Annotated in this window: 17 protein-coding genes; 6 read left to right on the forward strand and 11 right to left on the reverse strand. The window is 43.0% G+C overall.

Annotated features, from left to right (window positions below; genetic code table 11):
- Positions 1-111: 111 nt before the first annotated feature.
- From DBZ36_RS05035 to DBZ36_RS05055, 5 genes are all read right to left on the reverse strand, one after another.
- Positions 112-1,644 carry an alpha-isopropylmalate synthase regulatory domain-containing protein gene (locus DBZ36_RS05035; protein ID WP_120353831.1) on the reverse strand — a complete coding sequence of 511 codons (1,533 nt, stop codon included), beginning with the start codon at positions 1,642-1,644 and terminating at the stop codon, positions 112-114.
- 105 nt (positions 1,645-1,749) lie between these two features.
- Entirely contained in the window at positions 1,750-2,367 is a 618-nt protein-coding gene (leuD, locus tag DBZ36_RS05040) for a 3-isopropylmalate dehydratase small subunit (RefSeq protein ID WP_120353832.1), read from the reverse strand.
- Between the two features lie 13 nt (positions 2,368-2,380).
- Positions 2,381-3,784 (reverse strand): 3-isopropylmalate dehydratase large subunit, encoded by a 1,404-nt coding sequence (gene leuC / locus DBZ36_RS05045; RefSeq protein WP_120353833.1) that lies wholly within the window; start codon positions 3,782-3,784, stop codon positions 2,381-2,383.
- A gap of 228 nt (positions 3,785-4,012) precedes the next feature.
- Positions 4,013-4,438, reverse strand: a complete 426-nt coding sequence (locus DBZ36_RS05050) for a SufE family protein (RefSeq protein ID WP_120353834.1) — start codon at positions 4,436-4,438, stop codon at positions 4,013-4,015.
- Complete coding sequence (locus tag DBZ36_RS05055) at positions 4,438-5,652, reverse strand: aminotransferase class V-fold PLP-dependent enzyme (RefSeq protein WP_120353835.1); 1,215 nt, start codon at positions 5,650-5,652, stop codon at positions 4,438-4,440. The genes DBZ36_RS05050 and DBZ36_RS05055 overlap by 1 nt, the downstream gene beginning before the upstream one ends.
- Before the next feature lie 245 nt (positions 5,653-5,897).
- Between DBZ36_RS05055 and nhaD the strand changes: the two genes are divergently transcribed.
- Positions 5,898-7,310, forward strand: a complete 1,413-nt coding sequence (nhaD, locus tag DBZ36_RS05060; RefSeq protein ID WP_120353836.1) for a sodium:proton antiporter NhaD — start codon at positions 5,898-5,900, stop codon at positions 7,308-7,310.
- Here nhaD and DBZ36_RS05065 read toward each other — a convergent pair.
- A complete protein-coding gene (locus tag DBZ36_RS05065) occupies positions 7,307-7,639 on the reverse strand; it encodes a translation initiation factor (protein ID WP_120353837.1) in 333 nt (110 codons plus the stop codon). The genes nhaD and DBZ36_RS05065 overlap by 4 nt on opposite strands.
- 144 nt (positions 7,640-7,783) lie before the next feature.
- Between DBZ36_RS05065 and DBZ36_RS05070 the strand changes: the two genes are divergently transcribed.
- Genes DBZ36_RS05070 through DBZ36_RS05080 form a run of 3 tightly spaced genes read left to right on the forward strand, consistent with a single transcriptional unit; the run spans position 7,784 to position 10,492 of the window.
- Positions 7,784-8,011: a FeoA family protein gene (locus tag DBZ36_RS05070; RefSeq protein WP_120353838.1), complete on the forward strand. Its 228-nt coding sequence runs from the start codon at positions 7,784-7,786 to the stop codon at positions 8,009-8,011.
- On the forward strand, positions 8,008-10,263 hold the full coding sequence (feoB, locus tag DBZ36_RS05075; protein ID WP_120353839.1) for a Fe(2+) transporter permease subunit FeoB: 2,256 nt from the start codon (positions 8,008-8,010) through the stop codon (positions 10,261-10,263). The genes DBZ36_RS05070 and feoB overlap by 4 nt, the downstream gene beginning before the upstream one ends.
- Complete coding sequence (locus DBZ36_RS05080; RefSeq protein ID WP_120353840.1) at positions 10,244-10,492, forward strand: FeoC-like transcriptional regulator; 249 nt, start codon at positions 10,244-10,246, stop codon at positions 10,490-10,492. The genes feoB and DBZ36_RS05080 overlap by 20 nt, the downstream gene beginning before the upstream one ends.
- Before the next feature lie 63 nt (positions 10,493-10,555).
- Here DBZ36_RS05080 and DBZ36_RS05085 read toward each other — a convergent pair whose 3' ends face one another.
- Both DBZ36_RS05085 and DBZ36_RS05090 read right to left on the reverse strand, forming a co-directional pair.
- A complete protein-coding gene (locus tag DBZ36_RS05085; RefSeq protein WP_120353841.1) occupies positions 10,556-11,668 on the reverse strand; it encodes an AAA family ATPase in 1,113 nt (370 codons plus the stop codon).
- A 266-nt stretch (positions 11,669-11,934) separates the two neighbouring features.
- Entirely contained in the window at positions 11,935-12,585 is a 651-nt protein-coding gene (locus DBZ36_RS05090; protein ID WP_120353842.1) for an NAD-dependent epimerase/dehydratase family protein, read from the reverse strand.
- Between the two features lie 103 nt (positions 12,586-12,688).
- Between DBZ36_RS05090 and DBZ36_RS05095 the strand changes: the two genes are divergently transcribed.
- On the forward strand, positions 12,689-13,171 hold the full coding sequence (locus DBZ36_RS05095) for an FKBP-type peptidyl-prolyl cis-trans isomerase (protein ID WP_120353843.1): 483 nt from the start codon (positions 12,689-12,691) through the stop codon (positions 13,169-13,171).
- A gap of 461 nt (positions 13,172-13,632) precedes the next feature.
- Here the strand turns inward: DBZ36_RS05095 and DBZ36_RS05100 are convergent, their stop codons facing one another.
- Both DBZ36_RS05100 and DBZ36_RS05105 read right to left on the reverse strand, forming a co-directional pair.
- Positions 13,633-14,802 (reverse strand): MFS transporter, encoded by a 1,170-nt coding sequence (locus DBZ36_RS05100; protein ID WP_120353844.1) that lies wholly within the window; start codon positions 14,800-14,802, stop codon positions 13,633-13,635.
- Positions 14,783-15,586: a J domain-containing protein gene (locus tag DBZ36_RS05105; protein WP_120353845.1), complete on the reverse strand. Its 804-nt coding sequence runs from the start codon at positions 15,584-15,586 to the stop codon at positions 14,783-14,785. The genes DBZ36_RS05100 and DBZ36_RS05105 overlap by 20 nt, the downstream gene beginning before the upstream one ends.
- Positions 15,587-15,804: 218 nt before the next feature.
- Between DBZ36_RS05105 and efpL the strand changes: the two genes are divergently transcribed.
- Positions 15,805-16,377 (forward strand): elongation factor P-like protein EfpL, encoded by a 573-nt coding sequence (efpL, locus tag DBZ36_RS05110; RefSeq protein ID WP_120353846.1) that lies wholly within the window; start codon positions 15,805-15,807, stop codon positions 16,375-16,377.
- Between the two features lie 64 nt (positions 16,378-16,441).
- Here efpL and purB read toward each other — a convergent pair whose 3' ends face one another.
- On the reverse strand, positions 16,442-17,809 hold the full coding sequence (purB, locus tag DBZ36_RS05115; protein WP_120353847.1) for an adenylosuccinate lyase: 1,368 nt from the start codon (positions 17,807-17,809) through the stop codon (positions 16,442-16,444).
- Between the last annotated feature and the right edge of the window lie 10 nt (positions 17,810-17,819).

A 17,819-nucleotide genomic window follows, 5' to 3' on the forward strand; every position in this document is an offset into this window, starting at 1 on the left:
CGACAATTTATTGCTTTTTTCAAGCGTTTAGGCAAGTTAATGCTAGTTTCGCATTGGGTAAGTGCTAACAAAAAGAATGAGCCGGGCTCATTCTTTTTAGGTTTATAGTGTTTAGGCGTTGGGAGATATTTGAACATTAAGCATACGCATGGTTGCATTAATGGCAGCAAACACTTGGTTAGAGCTCACCCCACGACTGCGAAACGGTGCCTGATCATCCAATTGCCAGGTAATAAAACATTCGGTTAAAGCACTGGTTTGTCCCCCCGGAGGGATCCTAACTTCGTAATCAGATAATTTCGGTAGTTCAATATCGCGTTCTAACAAAGGACGTCTAATCGCGTGCATAAAGGCGTCAAAGCCACCATTACCATAACCCGAGGACTTCAATACATCGTCACCAATACGCAGACGCAAATTAGCTGAAGATTCCAAATCGAGACCACTGGTAATTGAACAATTCAACAACTCAATATGCGAGTGTTCTTTACTTTCTAACAAGTCAGCGATGATAAATGGCAGGTCTTCAGGGGTGATGTTTTGTTTCATATCCCCAAGCTTAACGACGTGTTTTAACAAACGTTTTTGATGTTCTTCGCTCAGTTCAATATCTAGTGCTTCAAGATTTTTTAGAACGGAGGCTTTGCCAGACATCTTACCCAGCGCGTAGCTACGTTTCCTGTCAAAGCGCTCAGGGCTTAACACCGTGTGGTACAAGCCACCTTTTTGGTCACCATCGGCATGGATACCGGCTGTTTGAGTAAACACGTCGGCACCAACAATGGGTGTATTTGCGCTGATACGTTTACCCGAAAAGTTTTCAACTAACTTTGACACATTGTGAATTTCGCTTTCGTCGATATTGAGCTGACAGTTAAGCTTGTCTTTGAGCACAACTGACACTTCGGCTAAAGAGGCATTTCCGGCACGCTCACCAAGGCAATTTATGGTGCAATGCAAGTTGGTGATACCAGCTTGAACAGCTGATATGCTGTTGGCAGTCGCAAGGCCGTAGTCATTGTGAGGATGAAAATCAAAACAAAGCTCAGGAAAACGAGACATCATATCACTAAGGCTTGCGTGAACTTCCCATGGCGCCATCACCCCCAGGGTATCAGGCAGCATAAAGTGATCTATATTTAGGCTACGCATGGCTTCTAGTAACTCGTAAACGTACTCTGGACTGTCTTGGTATCCGTTAGACCAATCTTCTAGGTATACGTTGACGCTTAGGCCTTGTTGATGCGCATAGTAAATGGTTTCGCGAATGTCGTTTAAGTGTTCAGCTAAGGTTTTACCAAGTTGCTGTTTACAATGCTTAGCACTACCTTTGGTAAGCAGGTTAATCACTTTAGCACCGGATTCAACAATCCAGTCTACGCTTCGGTGTTGGTCGACAAAGCCCAGGATTTCGATGGCGTGCAAATGGCCTTCGCGTTTAGCCCAGCTGCAAAGTTGCTGCACTGCTATTTGTTCACCTTTAGAGATACGCGCAGATGCAACCTCAATTCGGTCAACCCGCAAAGATTGTAGTAGGGCTTTGCCTAAGCTTACTTTTTCTAAAGGTGAGAAACTAACTCCATGGGTTTGCTCTCCATCTCGTAGAGTAGTGTCCATGATTTGAATACGTGGCGCTGTACTCATTTGTAAATCCTTGTTGGTTCGCAGATTAAAGCAGATTGTGTTTATAAGGGCCTAGGGACATAAAAGCACCGACATGCGGTGCTTTGCTTGTACCTACTATTTTACTTACGCACTAGGCCACAGCCAAGGTAGCTGCTTCTTGTTTTGCGTTTCAAAATCTGTGATTTTTTGCTCATGAGTCAAGGTCCACGCTATATCATCTAGACCCTGTAAAAGGGTTTCTTTACGAAAAGCATCAACTTCAAAATCAATGGATAAGCCAGCAGGGGTGGTAATCTTTTGAGATTCTAGATCGATAGTGATTTCAATACCTGGACTAGCTTCAACTTCGTCCATGAGCGCTTTTAGCGTTGGCGCATCTACACGGATAGGAAGCATGCCGTTTTTAAAACAGTTGCTAAAAAAGATATCGGCATAGCTGGTAGAAATAATGGTGTTGAAACCATAATCAGCGATAGACCATGGAGCGTGTTCGCGTGAGCTACCACAACCAAAATTGTCACCAGCGATTAAAATTTTTGCACCCTTAAATTCAGGACGATTTAATTCAAAATCTGGATTATCGCTACCATCTTCTAAAAAACGCCAATCATGGAAAAGATGAGCGCCGAAACCGGTACGTTCAACTTTCTTCAAAAATTGTTTTGGGATAATTTGATCGGTATCGACATTGGCGCGGTTCATTACTGCGGCGATGGAACTGTGTTTTGTATAAGCTTGCATGAAAATTTCCCTATTAATCCCAGTCGCGTAAATCGACGAATTTACCAGCTATTGCTGCAGCACCGGCCATTGCTGGAGATACTAAATGAGTACGACCGCCTTTGCCTTGGCGTCCTTCAAAGTTTCGATTAGAGGTTGAAGCACAGCGCTGACCTGGCTTAAGGTAATCGCCATTCATCGCTAAACACATAGAACAACCAGGCTCACGCCATTCCCAACCCGCGTCGGTAAGTATTTTGTCTAGGCCTTCTTGTTCAGCCATTTGCTTGACTGGATAACTGCCAGGAACCGCAATTGCTTGGACACCGTTAGCAACTTTTTTACCTTTGCTAACATGAGCAAGTGCACGAAAATCTTCTATGCGTCCATTAGTACAAGACCCTACAAACACAACATCGACAGGTACATCCGTCATCTTGGTACCCGCCTCAAGACCCATATAGTCAAGTGCGCTTTTGGCAGCCAAGGCTTTAATTGAATCTTCCATAGTGCTTGGGGTTGGTAAGCTTTGATTAACCGCTAATACTTGTTCTGGTGATGTACCCCAAGTTACTTGAGGCGCAATATCAGCAGCGTCTAGCGTCACAACGGTATCAAATTGAGCACCTTCATCACTGGCAAGAGAATTCCAATAATCAACTGCTTGATCCCAGTACTCACCTTTAGGCGCAAATTCTTTGCCGCGAAGGAAATCGATTGTCTTTTGATCCGGTGCAATTAAGCCTGCACGCGCGCCTCCTTCAATCGCCATATTACAGACGGTCATTCGACCTTCCATGCTTAACTCGCGAATTGCTTGTCCTGCAAACTCAATGACATGTCCGGTACCGCCGGCAGTTCCAATTTTACCGATGATGGCTAGCACGATATCTTTTGCGGTAACAAAAGGTTTTAAAGAACCGGTGACTTCAACCAGCATCGTTTTAGACTTTTGCTGTTGAATCGTTTGGGTCGCCATAATGTGTTCGACTTCCGAAGTACCAATACCGAAAGCTAGAGCACCAAATGCACCGTGAGTAGCCGTATGGCTATCGCCACAACAGACAACCATGCCCGGATGAACAAATCCATGCTCCGGTACGACGATATGGATCACACCATTATTTGGGCTTTTCATATCGTATAAGTTGATGGCATTGTCTTCACAGTTACTTGCCATTACTTCAATTTGTTTCTTACCAATAGGGTCGGGTAAGTTAATACGGTCTGCGGCTTTGGTCGGCACGCAGTGATCCATGGTCGCGAGAATACTATGTGGATTGCGAACGCTACGATTGGCAATTCGCAGACCTTCGAATGCCTGAGGGCTGGTAACTTCGTGCATCAAGTGACGATCGACGTACAGGATCGGGGTGCTAGCTTGCGGCTCGTGAACCAAGTGAGAATCCCAGATTTTCTCGTACATTGTTTTTTTCATGTTTGTGTTTACACCCTATTAGACGCATCAGTGTGCGTTTCTGTTTATAGTCCTTGTTGTTGATTAAGCGCCGTATTAGCTTATTGCCGTGGTCGACGACCGCAAAATCAAGCTCTCATAGTAATAGAAGCTAGCAAAAGCAGCAACAACACTTGATGCTAGTTATTATACGAAGTGTTGCTGAGGTATTTCTTGCTAGTTTTGCGCAAAACAGTAGCACGTAAGCAATCATCCGCCTTGGTTTGCATTATGTGCGCTATGAATCGCCTTCCATAGGCTTGTAATTCCGTTACTGCGTGATTGGGCTAAATGTTGGCTTAAACCCGCTTGGCTAACGGATTGTTCAAAGTAGTGCTGTGCTTGTTCTAAATCTGAACAGTTGTTAATTGCATGAAGCACTAAAACGGCAAGGCCACGAATGATGCGCGCATTGCTATCTATTTCGATTGTTTGCTTCGTTGTAACTAACCAAAGATCGCTTTCACAACCTTGAACACGTTGGTCTTCGGTTTTAAGGTTTATATCAATGCTAGGTAAAGATTTACCTAGCATGAGTAGTTGCCGATAGCGTTCGTTCCAAACTAAGTTTGGACTGAGCAGATCGCTAATCCGAGATTCTAGATTTGGTATTTGAGATAGTTGGTTACTTAGCATTAAGCGTAAAGATCCTCAATCATATCAATGGCAGTCATTAACGTGTCTATGTCGCTAAGCTGATTGTACAAAGCAAACGATATTCGAAGCATGCCTTGTGGGCTAAGTTGCTGGGTTAAGGGCGACGCGCAATGGCTTCCAGCTCTCAGTGCGAGATCTTGCTGATCAAATAGGACTGCCGCATCTTGTGGGTGAATATTCTTGAGATTAAACGCGATAGCTGAGCTATGCAGTGTTGGTGACGCTAGTATCTCAACCAGTGGATGTTGTGTAAGCCGCTTAATTGCATAGTGTAAAAGATCTTGCTCGTGAGCTAAACGCTGTTTGACTGGCCATTGTTCGATAAACCGTATGGCAGCTGCAATGGCTATTGCTCCAACGATATTGGGCGTGCCTGCTTCCAATCGGTAGGGCAGAACATTCCAACTTGAGCTATCAAAACTCACCTTGCTTATCATTTCTCCACCAAAACGACTTGGTTTTAGCAGCTCAAGTGCGGTAGTTTTGCCATATAAGACACCTATGCCTGTAGGTGCGTACATTTTGTGCCCCGAAAAAACATAAAAATCGCAGCCCAAGCGCTGCACATCAATGGGTTGGTGCGCTATCGCTTGCGCACCGTCTACGATGCATAGTGCGTTAACGTCGTGGCAAAGACGGGTAATTTGAGCTATTGGTAATACACAACCGATAGTATTGGCTACATGGGGCAGCGCTACAATTTTAACCTTGGGGTTTAGCATGGCGCTAAAATGCTCTAGGTCTAAATCTCCGTTAGCCAAGATTGGAATTTCGCGCAAGTGGGCATTGCAGCGTTTAGCTAGCATTTGCCAAGGAACCAAGTTCGAATGATGATCCAGGGTGGAGACTAGGATTTCGTCGCCTGCATTGATGGTGTGAGCCAGGCCATCCGCGATAAGGTTAATGGCATCGGTTGTACCGCTAGTCCAAATGATGTTCTCGCGCTGTTGGGCATTAATCCAATCTGCTACAACGTCACGCGCTGACTCAAATCGCAATGTCGAATTTCTAGCAAAACTATGGCTGGCACGATGTACGTTTCCGTGACCACTTTGATAATGGTTCAGTACACAATTAAGTACGCTATCGGGTACTTGAGTAGAAGCCGCGTTATCAAGGTAGATCTCTGCAGCTTTGGTGTGACGGAACAGGCTGAATTGTTCTTGTACTTGCTGAGCAAAAATATCAGTCACTTGTTTATCCTAATTTTCAATCAGTGTCGATTTTAGCGTTTAACGTATAGCAATGGAAATGTGATCTTGTTCATGTTTAATAGAAGTCTTAAGTCATGGGCGAATATTTTATTCATTTGTAGCTTGGATGTATTTTGTCTTGCCTTGATAATGAATACAGAAATTTCATATCAATTTGTTAATGTTTATTAGAATTTAACAAATATTTATCATATAGCGATAAATTTTTACAAGGAGAGTAATTAATGCGTTTGGCCTTGCTGTGTTTACTAAGTGTCGTTGCCTTGCCTGTTTTAGCATCGGAGTCAGCCAAAGACCTAACCGATACCTGGGTCGGTACACTTAGCATTGTTGTGTTTACTTTAGCGTATATGTTGGTAATGCTCGAAGAAGTTATCAAACTGCGTAAATCAAAACCGGTCCTGATTGCTGCAGGGATAATCTGGTTTATGATTGCCGGCTATTATCATGGTACTGATCAAGCACCTTTAGTCACTGATGCATTTCGTCACAACCTGCTAGAATTTGCTGAGCTAATGCTTTTCTTATTAGTAGCAATGACATATATCAATGCGATGGAAGAGCGGCGCTTATTCGATGGCTTGCGTTCTTGGTTAGTCAGTCGTCAGCTAACCTATCGTCAATTGTTTTGGCTAACAGGCATTTTAGCCTTTTTTATCTCGCCAATAGCGGACAACTTGACCACAGCATTACTGATGTGCGCAGTGGTTATGAAAGTTGCACACGGTAACAGCAAGCTCATCAGTTTAGCTTGTATCAATATTGTAATTGCCGCCAACGCGGGGGGAGCGTTTAGTCCTTTCGGTGACATTACAACCTTGATGGTTTGGCAAAAAGGTATGGTGGAATTCAAAGAGTTCTTTGCTCTATTTATTCCATCGATTGTGAATTTTGTGATTCCAGCCTTAATTATGAGTCGTTTCGTCTCGGCAGAGGTGATGGATGCTAACAATGAAAAAGTAGAGTTAAAGCGCGGTGCGAGACGCATTGTAGCTCTGTTCTTGCTCACCGTTGCTACGGCCGTTATTGCCCATAGTTATTTCCATCTTCCACCAGTAATGGGCATGATGACTGGCCTAGGTTATCTACAAGTATTCGGATTTTTCTTGCGTAAAACCCTGCCAACAAGTCTCGCAAAGAAACGTGCACAAGCAATGGCCGCGCATGATGAATCTAGACTACGCTCGCTAGGTAGTATTGTACCATTTGATGTATTTAACCGTGTGGCGCGTGCGGAGTGGGATACCTTGTTGTTCTTCTACGGGGTTGTGATGTGCGTTGGTGGTTTAGGCTTTATTGGATATTTAGAACTCGTTTCAAACGTTATGTATACCCAATGGGATGTCACCTATGCCAACATTGCGGTTGGAATACTCAGCGCTATCGTTGATAACATCCCAGTGATGTTTGCAGTGCTAACAATGGAGCCTGTTATGTCTCACGGCCAATGGTTGTTAGTTACTTTGACCGCGGGAGTTGGTGGCTCGTTATTGTCGATTGGGTCAGCTGCAGGTGTTGCGCTTATGGGACAAGCGCATGGACACTATACCTTTATGAGCCATTTGCGTTGGACGCCAGTTATTGCCTTAGGGTACATTGCGTCCATAGGGGCTCACTTATTGATTAACGGCGTTTAACCGCCGACTCGCTTTACCTTGTAGCCTTGTTCTTGTAACCAGTCTTGCAAGGTATCGCGTTGGTCGCCTTGAATCTCTACGACAAAGCCTTTAACGCTGCCGCCAACGCCGCAGCGTTTTTTCATGGCTTTTGCTAGGGTTGCCAGTTCTTTGGTATCGAGGCCAAATCCTTCGAGGCAAGTTACGCCTTTACCCTTACGGCCCTTTGTCTCGCGTCTCATTTTTACGAATCCATCGCTACTGGGTGTTGCAGTTGGTTGCTTTTCAGTTTCGATACGGCCCTGATCAGTTGAATAAACGAGTTGGGATAGTTGGTCGCGTAATGACATCGGTGAGTCTCCGTTCAATTTTGGAGCATTGTAGCGCATGCAAAAGGCTTCTGTCGTAGAAAAGATTGATACAAATCAACATCGCAATTATGTATAGGGATATTCTAAATGACAATGATTACCATTAAATTTTAAGAGCCCTGCGTGACCCTCGATCAACTTCAACCCGGACAGCGTGCAATAATCGTCGCCTATCAGGCTGTGGATAGGGGAGTTAGAAAAAAATTACTATCGATAGGATTATTACCTGATAGCCAAATTCAATACATTCGCAGTGCACCGCTTGGCGATCCAATGCAAATCCGAAGTGAGGGTAGTAATATCGCTATTCAAAAAAGTTTAGCGGCGATGATCGAGGTAAAAACTCTATGATGCGTATTGTTACCGTTGGTAATCCAAATTCTGGCAAAACCACACTATTTAATGCCCTCAGCGGAAGTCGACAGCGCGTCGGTAACTTTAGTGGCGTTACGGTTGATAAAAAGTCTGCCACGATTAATGTTAATCATACCCAGTGTGAACTCGTTGACTTACCGGGTATCTACAATCTTCATCCGCAAGAGCAAGAAGGGTCCGTTGATGAGCAGGTTGCGGCGGATTACCTTCGTCAAGGCAACATTGACCTAGTGATAAATGTTGTAGATGCCGCGACTATCGAACGTAGTCTTTATTTAACGCTACAGCTACGCGAGTTAGGTTTACCGGTGTTATTGGTTCTCAACAAAATGGATTCTGCAAAAGTTAGCTTACTCGATATAAAACTTAAACAACTTGGAGTTCCGCTTGGTGTTGAGGTTGCAGCCATTAGTGCCACAGACCCACTGCAAGTTGCAGATTTTAAACATGGCTTAGTTGACCATGTATCTCGCGCCAATATTGAATGCTTACATATTGATTACAGTGCAGATGTCGAAGCGTTTATTCAACAATGGTCAACAATAGCGCAAGTCCAAGACATACGAGCACGATGTTTGGCGTTGATTGATGGTGAGTCCACTGCGCTCGCAGATTTAAGCCCACAGCAACGCCAGCAACTGCAAACGAGTTTAAGCCCGCAAAAACAGGATCAATTTGACCTAGAAATTGCAGACTGTCGTTATAGTTTTATTTATACGATCACTCAGGCATGTGTGCGCAAGAAAGGCCAATTAGCCCACGATTTAAGTGAACGTCTCGATACGATTTTTCTTAACAAATGGCTTGGAATTCCACTGTTTTTCGCAATGATGTACGCGATGTTTATGTTCGCGATCAACGGAGGTGCAATATTTATCGATTTCTTTGATATTGCTGCTGGGACAATATTTGTTGATGGCGTGCGTGAGCTAGGCGATAGCATAGGTTTACCGCAGTGGACTCAAGTTGTTCTAAGTGATGGGTTTGGTAGTGGGATACAAACGGTAGCCACATTTATTCCAGTTATTTTGTTTTTGTATTTGTATTTAGCGTTGATGGAAAGTTCCGGCTATTTAGCGCGTGCGGCATTTGTTGTTGACCGATTAATGCAAAAATTAGGGTTGCCAGGTAAAGCATTTGTTCCTATGTTGATGGGATTTGGTTGCACGGTTCCAGCAATCATGGCGACTCGAGTGCTAGACAAGCAACGCGAACGCAAGCTAACGTCGGCGATGAGCCCATTCATGTCATGTGGTGCTCGCTTACCCGTCTATGCGCTGTTTGCTGCCGCCTTCTTTCCGCAATCAGGCCAGAATTTAGTCTTCATTTTATATGTGGTTGGTATTTTAGCTGCGGTATTCACCGGGATGGTGTTAAAGCATACGCTACTGCCAGGTAAAACTCAGGATTCGATTCTCGAGCTCCCGGATTGGCAGATCCCAAGACTCAAAAACGTAATGATATTGACCTATCAAAAAGTAAAAGGTTTCATCTTTGGGGCGGGTAAAACTATTGTGGTAGTCGTCGCTATCCTTAGTATTCTTAACAACATAAGTTTTCAATCTGAGGGCCTCAAATCAGACAATAGTAATTCAATTCTTAGTCAAGCTAGTCAATTGGTAACTCCGCTTTTTAGTCCGATGGGTATAGAAAACGACAACTGGCAAGCAACGGTTGGCATCGTTACAGGCATATTTGCTAAAGAAGCGGTCGTAGGAACGCTAAATTCGCTTTATTCACCTAGTGTTGATGAGCATGAAGAATGGACCTATTTGGGGCGTTCCCAAGAAGCCATTGAATCAATCGTTGAAAACACCTTCGATATGGACTTTTCAGATCCATTAGGTATTGCTGTAGATGTTGCAGATACAAGTTCTGAAGCTGCAACAATCAACGAAGTTGAAGAAAGCACCTTAACACGATTACAGTCTTCATTTACTCAAGCCTCAGCTTTCTCGTACCTGCTCTTTATTCTAATGTATTTACCATGCGCTGCAGCTATGGGGGCTTTAGTCAAGGAGCATGGACGTCCATGGGCAAGCTTCATTGCACTATGGAGCACTGGATTGGCGTACGCGAGTGCCGTTTTATTTTATCAACTTAGCCAAATTAACACTCAGCCTTTGCAAGCAAGTTTGATCAGCGCTGTGGTCATTGGTATGACACTTAGCGTGATCATTGCTCTAAAAATTTATTCGAGACGTAGCTATGATCTTGCAAGCGCTTAAGCAGTACATTCAGAATAACCCTGGCTGCAGCTTGCATGATTTAAGTGTCCATTTCGCAATGAGCGAAGATGCAAGTATGGCAATGCTTAACAGTTGGGTGAAACGAGGGAAGCTAAATATTGAAAAAACAGAGGGCTGTGCAGTTGGAAGTTGTCATTGTGATGCCTCGCTCTCGCAGGTTTATCTGCGGTGGTGTGATGATTTAAGCATTGGTGTTTCTAAACGTTAACTGGCCTAAATAATAGAAACCGTCCATGATTAAACCTTGTTCAGCAAAGACCTTAGATTTTAACTAACGGGTTCGTTCAAGCCATAAGCTAAATAAAATATTGTTGATTTGATACGATCCTGTATCTACTTTTGAAACATCATCTAATCGCTCCAAAGCAGTGATTGATTGATTTAATGCTTGCTTAGTCAAATTTACACGATCTAAATTAAGCTGAGAGAATACGCTTTCTCCGTTAGCGTAGGCGATAGCCTTTAACGCCTTTTTAAGTCGAGGCGGATAACTAATAAACTTATCTCTAAACTCGTCATCGTAAGCGGTGACTAAGTTTGCTAGAACTCGCTCACAATCTTCCTTTGATGGTTTGACTGTTTGCTCAGCGTAAAAACGATAACAACATTGTAGTAAAAGTCGAGTTTGACCGCGAACACTGTGATACAAGGATTCAAAAGCTTGCTCTTGAAAATGTGTGCTTAGTTTATCTTCGCAGAAAGCTTTAATAGCGCTGATCTCCACACCTTTGATCGACATCGGTGTTGTCATACCGTGCCAGGGTTGGCTTTCCTTGTTTAATAGATTGCGAAGAATACTTTTTTTAGAGCCACTAAAGATAAAACTTAGCTTGCGGTTTGATTGAGAAATGGTGCGTAACTTGGCATCAATTTTTATCTTTTTTATACCTTTGATCTGCTGAAACTCATCAAAAGCAATAACCGCATGACTACAGTGGCTATGCTGACAGTAGTCTTCTATAAGACCAATCGCAGAGGTGAGTAACTTGTCAAAATCTTTGATCTCAATACTAGGCTTAAAAGCAAAACTGTCTCCTGAACGGGTTGGTTGAAACTCAACTCCTTTTACTCGAGATAAAATATCCAATAACTTTGACGTCTGAGAGCGTAGGGTGCTTGGCGTTGCCTTTTCAACGGCTACATATAATTCTCTGGCAAAATCCATTTCATCAACTATCGAATATAAGTCCACATATATTGGAAGTATTGAACTAGGTGCTTCAGCGAAGGCTTTTAAGATTAGGCTTGTTTTACCGTAACGTCGATCCCCATAAAGCATGACATTGGCTTGATTGCTCATAAGGTCTACAAGCCTTGCCAATTCCTCGCTACGACCACAAAACTGGTCGGTGTCAGATACTTTGTCAAAGCTAAATGGATTCATGATGTTGCCTTAGTCACTGTTAGTTAAGTTAATGGTAACGAGTAGGGCGCAACGTTTTACACGATACTAATTAGTAAAGTGTATAACGATACCGTGTAAAGTCAACGCTTAGTTAGAAAAGGGGATTAGCTTAGTTTGGGGCGACGCTGTCTGTTCACTTCAAAGCCCTAGGCTTACTTAATGTGTAAGCAGTTTGTTAGCGTTTGAGAGTGAGGTGCTTAAGTTTGCTCACACTTTGCCATTCGCAAACGACGACGTTGAGCGTTCTAATTTCGAGCAAAACGGTTAATTTGATCGCTACCTTGGACTAGTAGGTTAGATTGGTCAGAGCTTAGCGTAGCGTTAACTAAAGCCTTTGCTAAGTTTTCAATCTCAGTGGGGCGCATAGACGCAGGGATGATAAATTTCAACATCGAGCTGAGCTTAATCGCTATGTACTCTAGTGGGCGCTTGTCTGCAGACCGGCTACCAGATAAAAGTGAAGGTCTAATGATCACCAGTTGCTCAAGTTCTAGTTGCGATAAGCTAGTTTCTATTTCCGCTTTGGTACGAGAATACAAACTCAATGCCTTGTGACTTGTCCCCATGGACGAAACATAGCTGAGTTTCTTTGCACCAAAATGTAGTGCTCGAGCACATAACTGTAAACATAAATCACGTTCAATTTTCACAAAGTTAGCTTTGCTACCCGCTTGTTTCAGTGTAGTACCGAAACAGCAAATAACATGGCTAGAGTTTGCCTGCTTAGGCTCTTGGTGCAAATACTCATCGAAACTAATTTGTAGAAGCTTTGCGTGCTCAGGCAGCGCTTTGCGCGTAGGAGCAATAACCTGTTCTACTTGTGGATTTGCCAATAACAACGCGAGCACAGCTTTTCCGGTTAAACCACTGGCGCCAATTAAAGTTAGACGAATCATACGCATCCTCTGAAAACTAATTTAATGCTAGACTACTTCACAAATTATTGGCTGTAAGCCTTTTATTGATTTGAACTTCTAATTTTATTTCAAGGACACGTTTATGCAAGTACAAGACAAAACTGTAGTATCTTTCCGATTTAAACTTTTTAACCAAGCAGGAGAGTTGGTTGATGAGAGTGGTGAGCAGCCTTTACTATACCTTGTCGGTCAACACGGCATGTTGCCAGGCTTAGCTAAATCGTTTCTTGAAAAGTCTAAGGGCGATAGCTACAGCTTAGATTTAAGCGCTGAAGAAGGATTTGGAGAACGTAAGGCTGACTCGGCACAACGGGTTTCCCGCAATAAAATATTCCCAAAAACGAAGCTCAGTCCTGGTCAAGATGTTGTTTGGGATTCACCTGAAGGGCAAATCCAAGTGACGGTTATCAAGTCAGGACTTAAAATGGTAGATATTGATACCAATCATCCATTAGCTGGTGAACCAGTACGCTTCGATGTAGAAATTACTGATGTACGCGTGGCCAGTGACGACGAAGTTGCTCACGGACACGCGCATGGCGCTGGTGGACATGAACACCACTAAGACTGAAATATAACTGCAACAAATAATCAACTTTTTGTGAGCTTTGAAAAGGGTTTCGCAATTATATACTGCTATATAAGCGTCTGGCTTTAGTAATATAACGCGAATTTGGCTTTATGTAGCGAATTACCTTAATTCAACTTGCAATGTGATCTGCATCACACTAATATTCTAAATGTGACCTGTGTCACGTTATTGAATTTTATGAGGACGCACTATGTTTGATTATTTTGGAAGTTTGGCAACGATGTATTATTTGAAGAACGCAAATGATGAACCCACTGAAGATTTGCATCGTTAATGGCTTTGTCGCAACAGCAAGGTACTTGCTGCCGTCGACTTAGCTTAGTGTTCGATTATGACCCTTATCAGCGCGCATGCCGTTTTGAGATGCGAATGAAAAGGAGACTAAAATGAACCAGCGTTAGTAAGGCCTGTCTCTATATGTTACAGGCCTTTTTTTATGCTGTTTTAAATAACAGCCATTCTTTTCCAGGTTTCGGAATCGCCGGAATCAATAAGCTACACAGTAATGAGCATAGCGCAATAAGAGCGCCTATCCAAAAGACCAAACTAGGCTGAACCAACCAAAGCATGCCCAGCAATCCGGGTAATACCACCGCTGCAATATGGTTGATAGTAAAACTTACCCCAGCTGTAGATGCAATGTCCTTAGGATCTGCGATTTTTTGAAAGTAAGTTTTGACCGCAATCGCCAGAGCGAAAAACAAATGGTCTACAACGTAGAGTACCGCTGCAGCAACAGCAGAGTCTACAACTGCATAACCTGAGAATACGATGATCAGCCCTATGTATTCGATACACAAAGCTTTGCGTTCGCCGATACGACCAACCCAGCGCCCAATCGCGCTAGCGAACAGCATATTGAAAACTTGGTTAACTAGAAATAATAAAGCGATATTTGATGCTGAATAGTCAAATCGTTCCACCATTAAGAAGCCAGCAAAAACTACAAAAATTTGGCGTCGAGCACCACTGAAAAATGTTAATAAATAGAATAATGCATAGCGAGGTCTTAATACGAGGTGCTTATGCTGAGCATGTTCGGTCGTGAACAGGGGATAGCGCCATGCAAAATACAGCACAGCAAACATCGCAATCGAGCCAAAAACGAGATACAGGTACTTGTATTCGATATGGTAAAACTCGAGTAACAACCACAGCAAGCCATAGGCGATAACAGAAGCCCCGCCTTTAACTGCTAAAGCTTTGCCCATAAACCCTGCAGTTTGACTAGCAGGGATCCATTGTAAAGTTAGCGATTGATTGCACGTCTCAAAATAATGAAACCCGATCGACATTATTACAGTCGTAAAATAAAGACCATATGCACTAGGGAAGTATCCCGTGATCGCAATACCGAAGCCGAGTACAAACAAACTAATAAGTGCAAAGCGTTGTTCGTTAAGAACTAAAAGAATATACACAGCAGTAAAAGCTAGAAATCCTGGTATTTCACGTAAGCTTTGTAAAATACCTATTTGTTGCCCATTAAACTGTGCTACCTCAATGGTGAAATTGTTTATCAATACCATCCAAATGGAAAAGCTAAATGGCATTAAAAATGCCATTGATAACAGTAGTCGCTGTTTATTCTGTAATTGATTCATTGGTCTCTTCTTTTTCGACTGTAGCATTTTCAACGACAGGAACTACAGGCTCAAGTGGGATAGCGCTAATTGGGGCATAGCTACTTAACTGCGGAAATTGATCAATGATTCCAGATTTGGAAGCGAGTAGGGTTAGCAATTCTGCTTGTTGCCTTTGATCTGCTTGCGCATATTGTTCGCGGGCTTGTGAAAGGCGGAGACTTTGTTTAAGCGCCCATATTTGTTCTTCAAGACTGGCGCTTTGTTGATCGCTAAGCGCTATTTTTTGTTGCTGTAAGTCATCAATAGCAATTTGTTGGACGTTTACAGCTAGTTGTTTATCTAATTGTTGTTGTAGCACATTTTTATCAGCCAAAATTAGTTGGTTTTGATTTTGCAATCGCAAGGCATAGAAGCTTGCCACGAAGGTGATACAACACAGTAACACTGCAATCAACAAAGTTAAAAAACGCGAACTTGATTGATTGCTGGATTTTGTTTCAATTATTTCCAGAGTAGCTTGTTTTTTTAGTAATTGGTTTTGACGGATCAGTTGGGCTTTACCGCGCTGTAGCTGACGTTGTTTTTCTTCTATCTGGCCAAGCTGATTGGGATCGCTGAAAAATGCTAGTTTGTCGCCGTTTCCACTTTTTACTTGTTGATAGCTGATTTTGACGAGATTCATTAGTGCATCACTACCCCCTTTATCTGGGTGACAACGATTGGCCAATGCTTTATAGCGCTTGCGCGCAAGCTCGACACTAATATCCTTTTTTAAGCCTAAGACTTGTGAAAAACTAGCCATGAGAAATCCATTCTTCGCGATAGCGTTGTAGTGTATCAACTTGTCGTGATTTTTATAGCCGATATACGATACGGATTACTCAATTGTGAAAGCAATTTAACGACTTGACTACTTTATGGCCAAAATCTCAAGCCAGTGTCGTAAAATTTGTCTAAAAACTTGCGAAAACTAGGGTAAATGGTATTTTCTGCCCACACCATTTTAGAGGATTGGAAGCGATGCCAAAGGCAAGTGAAGTCAAAAAGAACGCAGCACTGGTTCATAACGACAAAGTATTTATGGTTAAAGAGATTAGCAAACTGACCCCTAGTGGTCGTGCGGGAGCTAGCCTCTATCGCATGCGTTTGTATGATGTCGTAACGGGTCTTAAAGTTGATGAGAGCTTTAAAGCTGATGAAATGCTCACGCTGGCGGATTTAAGTCGACGAAACGCTATGTTTTCCTATATCGATGGAGAAGAATATGTGTTTATGGATAACGAAGATTATACCCCGTATAACTTCAACCAAGAGCCTATAGCAGACGAACTTCGCTACATCGACGAGCAAACTCAAGGTATTCAAGTTGTATTGGTTGACGGAGCTCCTGTTGCTATTGAGCTACCCTCATCTGTCGAGTTAGTCATTACCGAAACAGACCCGTCTATCAAAGGTGCTTCAGCTAGCGCTCGTACTAAACCTGCAATAATGAGTACCGGTCTAAGCGTTCAAGTTCCTGAGTACATTGCAACTGGCGACAAAATTAAAGTGAACACAGCCGATGCAAAATTTATGGGCCGTGCCGACAAATAACTGCCAGTGTTAGATACAAAAAAGGCTGCTCATTGAGCAGCCTTTTGTTTTACGCAATTACTGACTATAGTTTTTCGACTAACTCAACGGCTTGTCCGATGTAATTAGCTGGAGTTAGCTTACGTAGTTCTTGCTTAGCTTCTTCTGGCATATCCAAGTTATCAATGAAGGCTTGCATTGCTTGTGCGTCAACGCGTTTACCACGGGTTAACTCTTTAAGTTTTTCATATGGCTTTTCTATACCATAGCGACGCATAACGGTTTGTACAGGTTCGGCTAGTACTTCCCAGTTTTGGTCTAGATCTTTGCGTAGATTAGCTTCGTTAACTTCAAGCTTTGAAATGCCTTTTAGACTTGCATGGTATGCAATTAACGAATAACCCATTGCCACACCGAGGTTACGTAACACTGTAGAATCGGTTAGATCACGTTGCCAGCGAGAGACAGGTAGTTTGGCTGAAAGGTGGCCAAACACAGCGTTGGCTAATCCTAAGTTACCTTCGGAGTTTTCGAAGTCAATTGGGTTCACTTTATGTGGCATGGTGGACGAGCCAATTTCACCGGCGATGGTTTTTTGCTTGAAGTGGCCAAGCGCGATGTAGCCCCAAATATCTCTGTCGAAGTCGATTAAGATGGTGTTGAAGCGAGCGATAGCATCAAACAACTCAGCGATGTAATCATGTGGCTCAATCTGTGTTGTATAAGGATTCCATATGATCCCGAGAGAGCTTACAAATTCTTCTGAAAATGCATGCCAATCGATATCTGGATAAGCACTTAGGTGGGCATTGTAGTTACCCACGGCGCCGTTAATTTTACCTAAAATTTCAACCTTGGTGATCTGTGTGATCTGACGATCCAAACGAGCAACAACATTGGCAAACTCTTTACCAACAGTTGAAGGTGAAGCCGGTTGACCATGGGTGCGTGATAACAAAGGAATTGCTTTGTATTCAATAGCGAGCCCGCGAATTGAATCACTCAGTTTATTGAGCATTGGTAGTAACACCGTATCACGAGCTTCGGTTAGCATTAAGGCGTGTGAAAGGTTGTTAATGTCTTCTGAGGTACAAGCGAAGTGAATAAACTCAGATGCGGCATTGAGCTCCGCATTGTCAGCGACTTTTTCCTTAAGGAAATATTCGACCGCTTTAACATCGTGGTTGGTGGTGCGCTCGATATCTTTTATGCGTTGCGCATCACTTTCACCAAATTCATTGAGCAAGGTTTCTAGGAAAGCATTTGCGCCATCAGAGAAGAGCGCAACTTCAGGTATTTGCTCACATGTACTTAGTTTTTGTAACCAGCGAACTTCGACTTGCACCCGGGCTTTAATTAGACCGAACTCGCTAAAGATTGAACGTAATGTACTTGTTTTATCTCCATATCGACCATCGATAGGGGAAATGGCTGTCAATGCTGACAAGTCCATGAGCATACTC

It is taken from the genome of Alginatibacterium sediminis (assembly GCF_003610775.1).
In the GTDB taxonomy this organism is placed as follows: domain Bacteria; phylum Pseudomonadota; class Gammaproteobacteria; order Enterobacterales; family Celerinatantimonadaceae; genus Alginatibacterium; species Alginatibacterium sediminis.